Source organism: Curtobacterium sp. MCPF17_046 (assembly GCF_003224295.1).
Taxonomy (GTDB): domain Bacteria; phylum Actinomycetota; class Actinomycetes; order Actinomycetales; family Microbacteriaceae; genus Curtobacterium.
Window position 1 is genome coordinate 130,137 of record NZ_QKLB01000004.1, and the last position, 13,474, is coordinate 143,610.

Genomic DNA, 13,474 nt, shown 5'->3' on the forward strand with positions numbered 1-13,474 from the left:
GCCTCCCGTCCGATCAGGCCGCGGTCAGCGCGCGTCGCGTCCGGCCGCGACGGCCTGCCGCGCCTCGGCCTCGTCGAGGTCGGTACCGCGCGTCTCGCGGACGAGCAGGAGCGCGACCAGGGTGACGACCGCCGCGATCGTCAGGTACAGGCCGACCAGGAAGATGTCCCCGTCCGGCTTCCACAGCGCGACGGCGATCGTCGGGGCCAGGGACGCCCCGAGGATCGACGCGAGGTTGTAGGCGAGCGCGGAGCCGGTGTAGCGGACGTTCGTCGGGAACAGCTCCGGCAGCAGGGCGCCCATCGGCCCGAAGGTCAGTCCCATCAGCGACAGCCCGACGATGAGGAACGTGACGACCGTGATCGGGCCCTGCGACGCGGCGAACCACAGCTGGAAGGTCAGCCCGAAGAGCGCGATGCCGATCGTGGTCGGGATGAGCGTGCGACGACGGCCGAACTTGTCCGCGAGGATCCCGGCGACCGGCGTGAAGATCCCGAAGAACACGACGCCGATCATGAGGAGGGTGAGGAACTCACCGCGCGTGTACCCGAGGCCGACCTTCGGGACCATCGAGGTCGCGGTGGTGCCGTACGCCAGCGTGAAGGTCGTCATGAAGTAGAAGAGCACGTACGTGGCGACCATGCCGAAGGTGCCGACGACGACGGCCTTCCACGAGGTGCGGAACACCCGGGCGAGCGGGACCTTCGCGACCGAGCCGGTCTCCTGCACGCCGCGGAAGGCGGGCGACTCGACGAGCCGGAACCGCACGTAGAGGCCGATGAGCACGAGCACGGCGGACAGCAGGAACGGGATGCGCCATCCCCAGGCCTGGAAGTCGGCGTTCGGGGTGCCGTCCGCACCGGCCGGCATGGCGGCGTTGATCGCGATGAACAGACCGTTCGCCAGGAGGAACCCGATCGGGGCGCCGAGCTGCGGCATCGAGCCGAACACCCCGCGCTTGCCCTGCGGCGCGTTCTCGGTCGCGAGGAGCGCGGCGCCGGACCATTCGCCGCCGAGGCCGACGCCCTGGGCGAAGCGCATCACGGCGAGGAGCACGGGCGCCCAGATGCCGATCGTGTCGAAGGTCGGCAGGCAGCCGATGAGGAACGTCGCCGTCCCCATCACGAGCAGCGAGGCGACGAGGGTGGTCTTCCGGCCGATGCGGTCCCCGAAGTGGCCGAAGAGGACGGAGCCGACCGGGCGGGCGAAGAACGCCAGCGCGAAGGTGACGAAGGAGGACAGCTGCGACGCGGTCGGGTCCTCGTTCGGGAAGAAGAGCGTCGGGAACACGAGGACCGCGGCCGTCGCGTAGACGTAGAAGTCGTAGAACTCGATGGAGGTGCCGACGAGGCTCGCGATGACGACGCGCGAGCGCGGGTTCGTCTTCGGGGCGGACGTCGGGGTGGCCGGTGCGGCGGTCATGGGCGTGAGGGCACTTTCGCGGTGCGCGCGCTCGCGGGGGAGCGCAGCGTGGGGCCGGACTGCGGACGCCGACCGGTTCGCGCGGGGTGGCGCGGACACCGGGTCGGGTGCGTTCGGGCTGGTGGTCCCGCTCGTGACGGGGTCCTCAGTGTACGACGGATGTCGCCCACCTGCGAATCCGCCCGGAAGGAGCCGTCAGTTGGCCGCGCCGGTCGCGAGGTGGTCGGGGAGCGTGTGGCCCATCCGGTCGCGCTTCGTGTCGAGGTACCCGGCGTTCTGCGCGGAGACACCGACCACGAGGGGGACCAGGGCGTCCACCGCGATGCCGTGCTCGACGAGTTGCCGACGCTTCTCGGGGTTGTTCGTCAGCAGCCGCACGCGTGTGATGCCGAGGTCGGCGAGGATGCCGGCCGCGCCGCCGTACTCGCGGGAGTCGGCGGGGAGCCCGAGCGCGAGGTTGGCGTCGAGGGTGTCGAGCCCGTCCTCCTGCAGGCGGTACGCCTTGAGCTTGTTGATGAGCCCGATGCCGCGCCCCTCGTGCCCGCGCAGGTACACGACGACCCCGCCCTCGGCCGCGATCGTGTCGAGGGCCGCGTCGAGCTGCGGACCGCACTCGCACTTCAGCGACCCGAACGCCTCACCGGTCAGGCACTCGGAGTGCACCCGCACGAGCGCCCCGTCGGTCGGTGCCGACCCGTCCGGAGCGGTCGCGATGACGGCGACGTGTTCCGCGCTCGTCACGAGGTCCCGGTAGGCACGCATCTCGAACGTGCCGTGCGTGGTCGGGACCTTCGTGGCGACCTCGAACTGGACCGGGCTCCCGGGGGTGGCGGAGGTCAGTGCGTCGGTCATGGGGTGCTCCGGTCGGTGGGGGCCCCGTCGACCGCGTGACCGGACCGCTGGGGGACCGGACGGGCGCGGACCAGCAGATCGGGGCCGAGGCTGGACGTCGACAGTACACGCAACATCCGCGCTCCCTGGATGCTTCCCACCCCGATGTCGTCGAGTGCCACCCGGGGGCCGCCGAGCAGCACGGGGGCGAGGTAGACGAGCAGCTCGTCGGCGAGCCCGGCCGCGATGAACGCCGACGCGACGGTCGGCCCGCCCTCGACGAGCACGCTGTGCACCCCCTGCTCGCGGAGGGACCGGAGTGCGCCGTCCAGGTCGTGGCCGGGGATCGTGACGAGACCACGGGGGTGCCGGTGCAGGGCCGCGTCGGCGGGCAGCGGCCGGTCGCCGAGGACGACGGGCAGGGGCTGGTCGGCGAGGAACTCCCCGGCGTCGCCACGGGCGGTCAGGCTCGGGTCGTCCGCCAGCGCGGTCCCGGTGCCGACGAGGACGGCGTCGTGCGCGGCACGCTGCTCGTGCACGTGCTGCCGGGCGGCGGCACCGGTGATCCACCGGCTCGACCCGTCCGCCGCCGCAGCGCGGCCGTCGAGGCTGGAGGCCCACTTCACCGTCACCCAGGGTCGCCCGAGCCGGACCGAGAGCAGCCACCGCTCGAGGAACGCCTCGGCGTCGTCGGCGAGGACCCCCGACACGACGTCGACGCCGGCGGCACGGAGCCGGTCCGCCCCGCCGTGTGCCGCCGCCCCCGGGTCGTCGACGGCGTACACGACCCGGCCGACGCCGGCGTCGATGAGCGCGACCGAGCAGGGCCCGGTCCGGCCGGTGTGGTCGCACGGCTCCATGGTCACGACGGCGGTCGCACCGCGGAGCAGGGCCGGATCGACCTTCCGCATCGCGTCGACCTCGGCGTGCGCGGTACCGGCGCCCTTGTGCCAGCCCTCTGCCAGCACGTCACCCGCGGGGGAGAGGAGGACGGCGCCGACCCGGGCGTGGTCGCCGACGGCGGGGCCGCGGGCGGCGAGCTCGAGCGCCCGGCGCATGGCGCGGACCTCGACGTCGCGGACCCCGACGTCGCGGACCGGGGTCGTGTCGGGTGCGGAGTCGCTCACGGAGCGAGACTACCGGCGGGGCCCGTCATCGAGTCGGGCGGCCAGGGCAGGTCCGACGCCGGGGTGCCGTCCGCCCGACGGAGCCCCTTCCACGCGGCGGCGGAGGACCCGTCCCGGTTCGGGACGAGGGCGTCGCCGGTGCCGGTGTACGCGAAACCGGCGCGCCGGGCGACCGCGGCCGAGGCGGTGTTGCCGACGTAGCACTCCCAGTACACGTCGGGCGCGCCCCGGTCGAACGCGAACCCGACGACGAGCTCGACGGCGTCGTGCACGAGCCCGAGGCCCCGGGCGGACGGGACGAGCCAGAACCCGAGGTCCCGCCGGGCGGTCCGGTAGCTGATCACCCCGTCGAGCCAGGTCGAACCGGGTCGACGGATCGCCCAGGTGTACTCACGGTCGGAGGCCCACCCCGGCCCGACCAGCGCGTCGACGAACGTCGTGGCGTCCTGCTGTCGGTAGGGCTGCGGGATCGTCGTCCAGCGCGCGATCTCCGGGTCCTGGCATGCCTGCGTGATCGCGGCCGCGTCGGTGCGGGTGGGGACGTCGAGCCGGACCCGCGCCGACTCGAGCGTGACGGGGAGCACGGGCGCTCAGCGGGCGCGCGGCACGAAGCCGATGGCGTCGTAGACGCGGGCGAGCGTGGCGTCCGCGATCGCCTCGGCGCGCTCGGCACCAACGGCCAGCAGGCGGTCCAGCTCGGCCGGGTCGTCGAGGAGTTCGAGGGTGCGGGCGCGCACCGGTTCGAGTTCGGCGACGACGGCGTCCGCCACCGCACCCTTGAGGTCGCCGTAGCCCTTGCCGGTGAACGACGTCTCGAGGTCGGTGACCGCGGTGCCGGTGAAGGCGGAAAGGATCGCGAGCAGGTTCGTCACGCCCGGCTTCGCCTGCCGGTCGGCACGGATCTCGCGCTCGGTGTCCGTCACGGCCGACCGGATCTTCTTGGCGGTCCGCTTCGGGTCGTCGAGCAGGCGGACGAGGCCGTTGTCGGACGCGGCCGACTTGCTCATCTTGCTGGTCGGGTCCTGCAGGTCGTAGATGCGGGCCGTCCCGGAACCGATCCGGGCCTCCGGGACGACGAACGTGTCGCCGAAGCGCGAGTTGAAGCGCTGGGCCAGGTCGCGCGTCAGTTCGACGTGCTGGCGCTGGTCGTCGCCGACCGGGACGACGGCCGTGTCGTAGAGCAGGATGTCCGACGCCATCAGGATCGGGTACGTGAACAGCCCGACCGAGGCGGCTTCCGCACCCTGGCGCGCCGACTTGTCCTTGAACTGGGTCATCCGGCTCGCCTCGCCGAAGCCCGTCAGGGTGTTCAGCACCCAGGCGAGCTCGGCGTGCGCGGGGACATGCGACTGCACGAACAGCGTCGACTTCGACGGGTCGATGCCCGAGGCGATGTACTGCGCCGCGGTCGCCCGGGTGCTCGCCCGCAGTTCCGCGGGGTCCTGCGGGGAAGTGATCGCGTGCATGTCGACCACGCAGTAGATGGCGTCGTGGTCGTCCTGCAGGTCGCGCCACTGCATGAGGGCGCCGATGTAGTTGCCGAGGTGGAGCGAACCGGCCGAGGGCTGGATGCCGGAGAAGATGCGCGTGCTGGTCATGCGGAGAGTCCTGGTGCTGGGGAGCGAGCGGGGGATCAGAGGTCGTAGTCGACGACCACGGGGGCGTGGTCGGACCATCGCTGGTCGTACGCGGCGGCGCGGTCCACGGTGTACGAGGTCACGGTCGCGGCGAGCTCGGGCGTCGCGACCTGGTAGTCGATGCGCCACCCGGAGTCGTTGTCGAACGCCTGACCGCGCCAGGACCACCACGTGTACGGGCCGTCGACGTCGCCGGCCTGGGCACGGCCGACGTCGACCCAGCCGAGACCCGGACCGGTGGAGCCGTCCGCCCCCTCGACCTGCTCGCCCTCGGCTCCGAAGAACCGGCTGAAGTAGGCGCGCTCGCGCGGCAGGAAGCCGGCGCGCTTGACGTTGCCCTTCCAGTTCTTGATGTCCCGCTGGTCGTGGCCGACGTTCAGGTCACCGACCACCACGGCGAGCGGGTTGTGCGCGCGGAGCGCGGGCAGGCGCTCGGTCATGGCGTCGAGGAACTTCCACTTCTCGTCCTGCTTCGGGGTGTCGACCTCGCCCGAGTGCACGTAGGTCGACACGACGGTGACGGTGCGGCCACCGATCTCGTAGTCGGCCTCGAGCCAGCGGCCGGCGGAGTCGAAGTCCTCCGCCCCGAGCTCGACCCGGTGCAGGTGGGCCCGGTGCCGCGAGGCGATGGCGACGCCGGCGCGGCCCTTGGCGGTGGCGGGGTCGTGCACGACGTCCCACTCGTCGCCGAGCAGGCCGGTCAGGTCCTCGGTCGAGGCGCGCACCTCCTGCAGGGCGAGCACGTCGACGTCGCGCTCGGCGAGCCAGTCGCCCATGCCCTTCCGGAACGCGGCACGGATGCCGTTGACGTTGACGGTCGCGAGGCGCAGGCGTGTCATGCACCAACCCTACCGGCGCGCCCCGACGCCCCGGACGTGCCCGCGGGAGGGGCGACCGGACGACGGACGGGAGGCCCGTCACCAGCTGGTGAGGGGCCTCCCGTCTGCACGGCGACCGTGTGGTCGCGCGGACGCCGGACGCGCGTCAGGCCGCGTCGTGGTCCGTCTGCAGGAAGTCGACGAGGCTGTCCGCGGTGGTCTCGGCGTCGTCGCCGGACACGGTCAGCACGACCTCGTCGCCGTTCTCCACACCGAGGCCGAGCAGGCCGAGGATGCTGCCGGCGTTGGCCGACTTCTGACCCTTGGCGATCGTGACCTGGTGGCCGGACGCGGTGACGTTCTGGACGAACAGCGAGGCGGGGCGGGCGTGCAGGCCGGACGCGCTCGCGACGGTGACGGTGCGGGTGGCTTCGGACATCGATGGACTCCTGTCGATGGGTGGTGCGCTCATGCTAGCGAGCGCCTGGCGGGTGGTTCCCGGGTCTCGTGGACGCGGGCGGCCGACGTGCGGGGACGGTCAGTCGCGCCCGGGCCAGAAGACCTCGGTTCCGGCGGCCTCGACCTCGCGGACGAGGTCCAGGTTGACGCCGGGGTCGGTGATGATCGTGTCGATCGCGGCGAGCGGGGCGACCCGACCGAACTCCTCACGGCCGAACTTCGTGTGGTCGGCGAGCAGGATGCTCCGGCGGGCGGACTTGATCATGGCGCTCTTCACGGCCGCCTCGGCCATGTTGTGCGTCGTCAGGCCGCGCTCGGGCGTGATGCCGTTGATGCTGACGAACGCGACGTCGACGCTCACCATGCCGATGAGCTGGTGCGTCCACGTGCCGACGCCTGCGAGCGAGTCGCTGCGGATGTTGCCACCGAGCAGGTGCAGGTCGATGCCGGGCCGGTTCGCGACGGCCATCGCGACGGGGAGCGAGTGCGTGACGACGGTGAGGCCGCGGTCGGTCGGCAGCAGCTCGGCGAGGCAGATCGTCGACGTGCCGGCGTCGATCATCACCGACCCGTTCTCGGGCAGCTCCTCGAGCGCGGCCTCGGCGATGACCATCTTCTCCGTCTGGTTGATGCCGCCGCGGTCACCGACGCCCGGGTGCAGGGTGACCCGCTCGACGGGGATCGCACCGCCGTGGGCACGCCGGACGAGCCCGCGGCGCTCCAGGCTCGTCAGGTCGCGTCGGATGGTCTCCGGCGTGACGGCGAGCAGTTCGGCGAGGTCCTTCACGTCGACCCGGCCGTGCGCGCGCGCCTGTTCGACGATGCGCTGGTGGCGTTCTGGTGCGTACATCGGTGCCTCGTCGGATCGGAACGGACAGGCTCGGGCACGATCGCCGCGAGTGACCCGCGGCCGGACGTCCCGGCAGACGCAAACGGGCATCTGTTTCTGCATTTTTATCCCCGGATGTGTTTGTTTGTCAACGCGGGGCGATGTATGGTGCTGCAAGGCCGTCCGGATGCAGCACGCCCCGGATGCAGCACCGCCCCCGAACCGCCCACCGCTGCTGCGCGTGAGATGAAGGAGTCTCCCCATGTCCGATCTGCTCGGAACCGGCGTCGGTCGCGGCGTTGCCCACGGCCCGGTGCTCCGGATGGCGGACCCGCTGGGAGAGCCGTCGACCACCCCGCTCGAGGGCTCGGCCGAGGACGCGAAGCAGGCGGTGCGCGCCGCGCTCGCCGCGGTCGCCGAGGACCTCACGAAGCGCGGCCAGCTCGCAGGCGGCGACGCCCAGGCCGTGCTCGAGGCGCAGGCGCTCATGGCGCAGGACCCGACCCTCCTCGACGACGTGCACGCGCGCATCGACGGCGGCACGAACGCCGAGCGTGCCGTGTACGAGGCGTTCGCGCAGTTCCGCGACCTGCTCGTCGGCATGGGCGGCTACATGGGGGAGCGCGCGGCCGACCTCGACGACGTCGCCCAGCGCATCGTCGCGAAGCTCCGCGGCGTCCCGGCCCCCGGCGTCCCCGAGTCGGACGCCCCGTTCGTGCTCGTCGCCCGCGACCTCGCACCGGCCGACACCGCGCTCCTCGACCTCGACAAGGTCCTCGCCCTCGTCACCCGTGACGGCGGCCCGACCTCGCACACCGCGATCCTCGCCCGCGCCAAGGGCATCACGGCCGTCGTCGGCGTGAGTGGTGCCGACGACCTGGTCGAGGGGCAGCAGGTCGTCGTCGACGCCGTCGCCGGCACCGTCGTGACCGACCCCTCCGCCGAACTCGTCGCCGACGTCGAGCAGCGCATCGCCGACCGGCGCGCCGCCGCCGCCGCACCGCTCACCGCGGGCGCGCTCGCCGACGGGCACGTCGTCCCGCTGCTGGCGAACCTCGGCAGCCCCGCCGACGCGCAGGCCGCGGTGGACCTCGGCGCCGAGGGCGTCGGACTGTTCCGCACCGAGTTCCTGTTCCTCGACGCCCCGACGGCGCCGACGGTGGAGTCGCAGCAGAAGTCGTACGAGCAGCTGCTCGCCGCGTTCCCCGGCAAGAAGGTCGTGGTCCGCGCGCTCGACGCCGGTGCCGACAAGCCGCTCCCGTTCCTCACCGACAAGGACGAGGAGAACCCGGCGCTCGGTCGTCGTGGCCTCCGCGCCCTGCGGAACCAGGAGCAGGTCCTCCGCGACCAGCTCAGCGCGCTCGCCCGGGCCGACGCCGCGACCGAGGCCGACCTCTGGGTGATGGCCCCGATGGTCGCCGACGCCGAGGAGACCGAGTACTTCGTCGGGCTCGCCCGCGAACTCGGCATCCGCACCGCCGGCGTGATGGCCGAGGTGCCGTCGCTCGCGCTGATGGCCGAGCAGGTGTTCCGCTCCGCCGACTTCGTGTCGATCGGCACGAACGACCTGACGCAGTACACGATGGCCGCCGACCGGATGCTCGGCACCGTCGCGAGCTACCAGGACCCGTGGCACCCCGCCGTCCTGCGCCTCGTCGCGCAGCTCGGTGCGGCCGGTGCCGACGCCGGCAAGGCGGTCGGCATCTGCGGTGAGGCGGCAGCCGACCCGCTGCTCGCCGTCGTCCTCGTCGGACTCGGCGCCACCACCCTCTCCATGACCCCCGCGGCCCTCGCCGACGTGCGTGCCGAACTCGGCCAGCACACCCTCGACGAGGCCCGCGAGATGGCGACGGCAGCACTCGCCGCGAGCACGGCAGCGACCGCCCGGTCCGCCGCCGCAGCCGCGGTGCACGCCGCCTGACCCGCCCCCTCCCGCACCACTCCCGATCCCTGCAGCAGCACACACACACAGAGAGTCAACGCACATGACAACGTCGTCCGTTGCAGCGCCAGACACCCGCGACAAGTCGCGGGGTGGCGCTCGCGTCGCCGTCCAGAAGTTCGGCACGTTCCTGTCCGGCATGGTGATGCCCAACATCGCGATCTTCATCGCGTGGGGCCTCATCACCGCGTTCTTCATCGAGACCGGCTGGACGCCCGTCGGCGTCCTCGGCGGCTTCGGCGAGACGGACGGCGTGGCCAACATCGGCCTCGTCGGCCCGATCCTGACCTACCTCATCCCGCTCGCGATCGCCTTCCAGGGCGGCCGGATGGTCTACGACACCCGCGGCGCGGTCGTCGGTTCGATCATGGCCATGGGCGTCATCATCGGCGCCAACGGCACGATCATGATCCTCGGCGCGATGATCTGCGGCCCGCTCGGCGCCTGGCTCATCAAGCAGATCGACAAGATCTGGGACGGCAAGATCAAGCCCGGCTTCGAGATGCTCGTGAACAACTACGCGGCCGGCATCCTCGGCTTCGTGCTCGCGCTGATCGGGTTCTTCTGGCTCGCCCCGCTGTTCAAGCTCATCGCCGAGGGCCTCGGCGCCGCGGTGAAGTTCCTCGTCGACAGCTCGCTGCTGCCGCTCGCCAGCGTCATCATCGAGCCGGCCAAGGTCTTCTTCCTCAACAACGCGATCAACCACGGCGTGCTCGACCAGCTCGGTGCGCAGCAGGTCCAGGACTCCGGCAAGTCGATCCTGTTCCTCCTCGAGGCGAACCCCGGCCCCGGTCTCGGCATCCTCCTCGCCTTCACCTTCTTCGGTGTCGGCATCGCCCGCTCGACCGCTCCCGGTGCGATCCTCATCCAGTTCTTCGGTGGCATCCACGAGATCTACTTCCCGTACGTGCTGCAGAAGCCGATCCTGTTCGTCGCCGTCATCCTCGGTGGCGCGACCGGTGTCGCCACGAACGTCGCCTTCCAGTCCGGCCTCGTCGCCCCGGCGTCCCCCGGTTCGATCATCGCGGTCCTCACCGCGACGGCGAAGGACAGCTACGTCGGCGTCATCCTCTCGGTGGTCCTGTCGGCGGCCGTGTCCTTCGCGGTGGCCTCGTTCTTCCTCCTCGCCAGCCGCAAGCGTGACCTCGCCGCGGGCAACGCCGGCGACATGAGCGCCGCCATGGCGAAGCTCCAGCAGAACAAGGGCCGCGACGTCAACGCCGCGACCTCGGGCCTGCTCGGCGACAACTCCCCGGCCAACGAGGAAGAGGCCCAGGCCTCGCTCGGCGGCGTCGGTTCCGCCAGCACCGCCACGGCGACGCGCGTCGAGAACGTCGTCTTCGCCTGCGACGCCGGCATGGGCTCGAGCGCCATGGGTGCGAGTGTCCTGCGGAACAAGATCAAGAAGGCTGGTATCGAGGGTGTGACGGTCGTCAACAAGGCGATCGCGAACCTCTCGGGTGACGAGGACCTCATCATCACCCAGGAGGAGCTCACGGACCGCGCGAAGCAGAAGAACCCGAACGCCCAGCACGTCTCGGTCGGCAACTTCATGAACGCTCCGCAGTACGACCAGGTCGTCGACCAGCTCAAGAACCAGTAAGACAAGAGCACGATGGGAGAGGGGACGGGCGACCGTCCCCTCTTCCGCCGTCACCCACGAACAAGGAGACCCCGAATGCCCGTCCTGCAGGAGAGCCAGATCCGCATCCACACCGAGGACGCCGCGCCGACCAAGTCGGAGGCGATGAAGGAGGCGGCTGCGATCCTCCAGGACGCCGGAGCGGTCACCGCGGACTACTACCCCGCCATGCTCGAGCGCGAGAAGAGCGTCTCGACCTACATGGGCAACTTCCTGGCGATCCCGCACGGGACGAACGACGCGAAGGACGCCATCAAGGCGTCGGCGCTCTCGTTCGTCCGGTACGCCACCCCGATCGACTGGGACGGCAACGACGTCCGGTTCGTCGTCGGCATCGCGGGGGTCAACAACGAGCACCTCGACATCCTCAGCAAGATCGCGATCGTGTTCTCCGACGAGGACCAGGTCCAGGCCCTGACCGAGGCGCCCGACGCCGCGGCCGTCCTCGCGATCCTCGGTGAGGTCAACGAGTGAGCACCGCCGTCCACTTCGGCGCCGGCAACATCGGCCGCGGCTTCGTCGGCCTCCTGCTGCACCAGGCCGGCTACGAGGTCGTCTTCGCCGACGTCGCCGCACCGCTCATCGACGCCCTCGCCGCCGCCGACTCGTACACCGTGCACGAGGTCGGCGCAGGTGCGCAGGACCACGAGGTCACCGGCTTCCGCGCCGTGAACAGCGCGCAGGACGAGGCCGGCGTCGTCGCCGAGATCGCGACCGCCGACATCGTCACCTGCGCGGTCGGCCCGACCGTCCTCAAGTTCATCGCACCCGTCATCGCGAAGGGCCTGCAGGAGCGTTCCGTCGACGCCGCCCCGCTCGTCGTGATGGCGTGCGAGAACGCGATCAACGCGACGGACCGCCTCCGCGAGTTCATCGTCGCCGCCCTGCCCGAGGACGCGCGCGAGGGCGCGCTGGCCAAGGCCGTGTTCGCCAACACCGCCGTCGACCGGATCGTGCCCGCTCAGCCCGCGGACGGCGGCCTCGACGTCACGGTCGAGACCTACTTCGAGTGGGCCATCGACCGCACGCCGTTCGCCGGTGCCGAGCCGACGATCCCCGGCGCGCACTACGTCGACGGCCTCGCCGCCTCGATCGAGCGCAAGCTCTTCACCGTGAACACCGGCCACGCCACGGTCGCGTACCACGGTTTCCTCGCCGGCGCGGACAAGATCTCGGACGCCGTCGCCCTCCCGGCCGTGCGCTCGGCGCTGGAGGCCGTGCTCGCCGAGACGAGCGACCTGCTCGTCCGTCGGCACGAGCTCGACCCCGAGGTGCACCGCGCCTACGTCGAGGCGATCATCGCCCGCTTCGAGAACCCGCACCTGCCGGACACGGTCACCCGTGTCGGTCGGCAGCCCCTCCGGAAGCTCTCGCGCGACGAGCGCTTCGTCTCCCCGGCGGCGGCCCTGGCGGAGAACGGCTCCGAGCCGACGGCACTGCTCGACGCGATGGCAGCGGCGCTCCGCTTCGACGTCGCGGACGACGAGCAGAGCGTCGAACTCCAGGCACTGCTGCGGTCCGACCGGTCGGACGCCGACATCGCGTCCGAGATCACCGGTCTCGGCGGTGAACACCCGCTGCACGCGTCCTTCACCGGACGGGTCGGAGCGGCGCGCGCCTGAGCGCTCGCGACAAGAGACGGACGGGAGGCCCGGTACCAGCTGGTACCGGGCCTCCCGTCCGTCTCGGCATCGCCTGTCGACCGAGCGATCGGCGCCGAGTACCGTCGCGGCCATGACGAAGCAGTGGGTGGCGACGCGTCCCGGTGGCAGTGAGACCTTCGAACTGGTGGACGTCGCGGTGCCGGCGCCCGGTCCCGGTGAGGTGACCGTCAGCGTCCGGGCCGCCGGTGTGAACCCGGCCGATGCCAAGCACACCCAGGACGGCGACCCCGCCGACTTCCCGCTCCCGATCGGGTACGAGGTCGCGGGCGTCGTCACGGCGGTCGGGCCGGACACGGACATCGCCTCGGGCCCGGTCGCACCGGGCGACGAGGTCCTGGCGTTCCGGGTGCGGGGCGGATGGGCCGAGGCGGTCACCCTGCCGGCCCGTGACGTCTTCGCGAAGCCGCCCGCGATGAGGTTCGCGGAGGCCGCGAACCTGCTGCTCGCCGGCACGACCGCTGCGGACCTCATCCGGGTGACCGACGTCGCCGCCGGTGAGACCGTGCTCGTGCACGGAGCCTCCGGGGCCGTCGGCGTCAGCCTGCTGCAACAGCTCCGGATGCTCGGGGCGCGAGCGATCGGCACCGCCTCCACCGCGAACACCGACACCGTCCGCCGCTCCGGCGGCGAGTGGGTCCCGTACGGCGACGGCCTGGAAGCGCGGGTCCGCGACCTCGCGCCGCATGGCGTCGACGTGGCCCTGGACTGCGTCGGCTCCGACGAGGCCGTCGACGTCTCACTCGCGTTGGTCGCCGATCGGGCACGCATCGCGACGATCGCGGCCTTCACCCGCGCGCCGGACGCGGGCATCACGGCCATCGGCGGGTCGCAGCCGGAGAGTGCGGCCTTCCGCGACGCCGTCCGGCAGCGGCTCGTCGACCTGGCCGGTCGAGGGGAACTCGTCGTCCCGGTCGCCCGGACGTTCCCGCTCACCGAGGCACGCGCGGCGCTCGACCTGCTCGAGTCCGGGCACCCGGGCGGAAAGATCGCCCTCCTGCCCTGAAGTCGGTCGTCGTCGGACATCGAGCACTGGCACACTGGGTGCAGCGCGCCGGGCCAGCGTGCGGGGGAGTGGGGCGGCCGTGACCGACGTCGCGGAGGTC

12 protein-coding genes and 1 pseudogene are annotated in these 13,474 nt (G+C 71.9%); 5 read left to right on the plus strand and 8 right to left on the minus strand.

Annotation, left to right across the window (positions count from 1 at the left end; genetic code table 11):
- Positions 1-24: 24 nt before the first annotated feature.
- The 8 genes and pseudogenes from DEJ32_RS05310 to DEJ32_RS05345 form a co-directional block, all read right to left on the minus strand.
- Positions 25-1,422 carry an MFS transporter gene (locus DEJ32_RS05310; RefSeq protein ID WP_110900542.1) on the minus strand — a complete coding sequence of 466 codons (1,398 nt, stop codon included), beginning with the start codon at positions 1,420-1,422 and terminating at the stop codon, positions 25-27.
- 195 nt (positions 1,423-1,617) lie between these two features.
- Positions 1,618-2,241, minus strand: a pseudogene (ribA, locus tag DEJ32_RS05315) (GTP cyclohydrolase II); the annotation flags it as partial.
- A 29-nt stretch (positions 2,242-2,270) separates the two neighbouring features.
- Entirely contained in the window at positions 2,271-3,311 is a 1,041-nt protein-coding gene (gene ribD / locus DEJ32_RS05320; protein WP_110900629.1) for a bifunctional diaminohydroxyphosphoribosylaminopyrimidine deaminase/5-amino-6-(5-phosphoribosylamino)uracil reductase RibD, read from the minus strand.
- A gap of 65 nt (positions 3,312-3,376) precedes the next feature.
- The gene (locus tag DEJ32_RS05325; protein ID WP_110900543.1) at positions 3,377-3,964 is read right to left on the minus strand and encodes a GNAT family N-acetyltransferase; all 588 of its coding nucleotides are present in this window, start codon (positions 3,962-3,964) and stop codon (positions 3,377-3,379) included.
- Between the two features lie 6 nt (positions 3,965-3,970).
- Positions 3,971-4,978, minus strand: a complete 1,008-nt coding sequence (gene trpS / locus DEJ32_RS05330; protein ID WP_110900544.1) for a tryptophan--tRNA ligase — start codon at positions 4,976-4,978, stop codon at positions 3,971-3,973.
- Positions 4,979-5,013: 35 nt separating this feature from the next.
- Positions 5,014-5,856, minus strand: coding sequence for an exodeoxyribonuclease III (locus DEJ32_RS05335; RefSeq protein ID WP_110900545.1), 843 nt, complete (start codon positions 5,854-5,856; stop codon positions 5,014-5,016).
- A gap of 145 nt (positions 5,857-6,001) precedes the next feature.
- Positions 6,002-6,274 (minus strand): HPr family phosphocarrier protein, encoded by a 273-nt coding sequence (locus DEJ32_RS05340; RefSeq protein ID WP_110900546.1) that lies wholly within the window; start codon positions 6,272-6,274, stop codon positions 6,002-6,004.
- Between the two features lie 99 nt (positions 6,275-6,373).
- Positions 6,374-7,144 carry a DeoR/GlpR family DNA-binding transcription regulator gene (locus DEJ32_RS05345; protein WP_110824569.1) on the minus strand — a complete coding sequence of 257 codons (771 nt, stop codon included), beginning with the start codon at positions 7,142-7,144 and terminating at the stop codon, positions 6,374-6,376.
- 241 nt (positions 7,145-7,385) lie between these two features.
- Here DEJ32_RS05345 and ptsP point away from each other — a divergent pair, with 241 nt between their 5' ends.
- From ptsP to DEJ32_RS05370, 5 genes are all read left to right on the plus strand, one after another.
- On the plus strand, positions 7,386-9,044 hold the full coding sequence (ptsP, locus tag DEJ32_RS05350) for a phosphoenolpyruvate--protein phosphotransferase (RefSeq protein WP_110900547.1): 1,659 nt from the start codon (positions 7,386-7,388) through the stop codon (positions 9,042-9,044).
- A 64-nt stretch (positions 9,045-9,108) separates the two neighbouring features.
- Complete coding sequence (locus DEJ32_RS05355; protein ID WP_181419564.1) at positions 9,109-10,668, plus strand: PTS mannitol transporter subunit IICB; 1,560 nt, start codon at positions 9,109-9,111, stop codon at positions 10,666-10,668.
- Between the two features lie 75 nt (positions 10,669-10,743).
- On the plus strand, positions 10,744-11,181 hold the full coding sequence (locus DEJ32_RS05360) for a PTS sugar transporter subunit IIA (RefSeq protein WP_110824566.1): 438 nt from the start codon (positions 10,744-10,746) through the stop codon (positions 11,179-11,181).
- Positions 11,178-12,329, plus strand: coding sequence for a mannitol-1-phosphate 5-dehydrogenase (locus DEJ32_RS05365; protein ID WP_110889978.1), 1,152 nt, complete (start codon positions 11,178-11,180; stop codon positions 12,327-12,329). The genes DEJ32_RS05360 and DEJ32_RS05365 overlap by 4 nt, the downstream gene beginning before the upstream one ends.
- Positions 12,330-12,441: 112 nt before the next feature.
- The gene (locus DEJ32_RS05370) at positions 12,442-13,374 is read left to right on the plus strand and encodes an NADP-dependent oxidoreductase (protein WP_110900548.1); all 933 of its coding nucleotides are present in this window, start codon (positions 12,442-12,444) and stop codon (positions 13,372-13,374) included.
- The last annotated feature ends 100 nt before the right edge of the window (positions 13,375-13,474 follow it).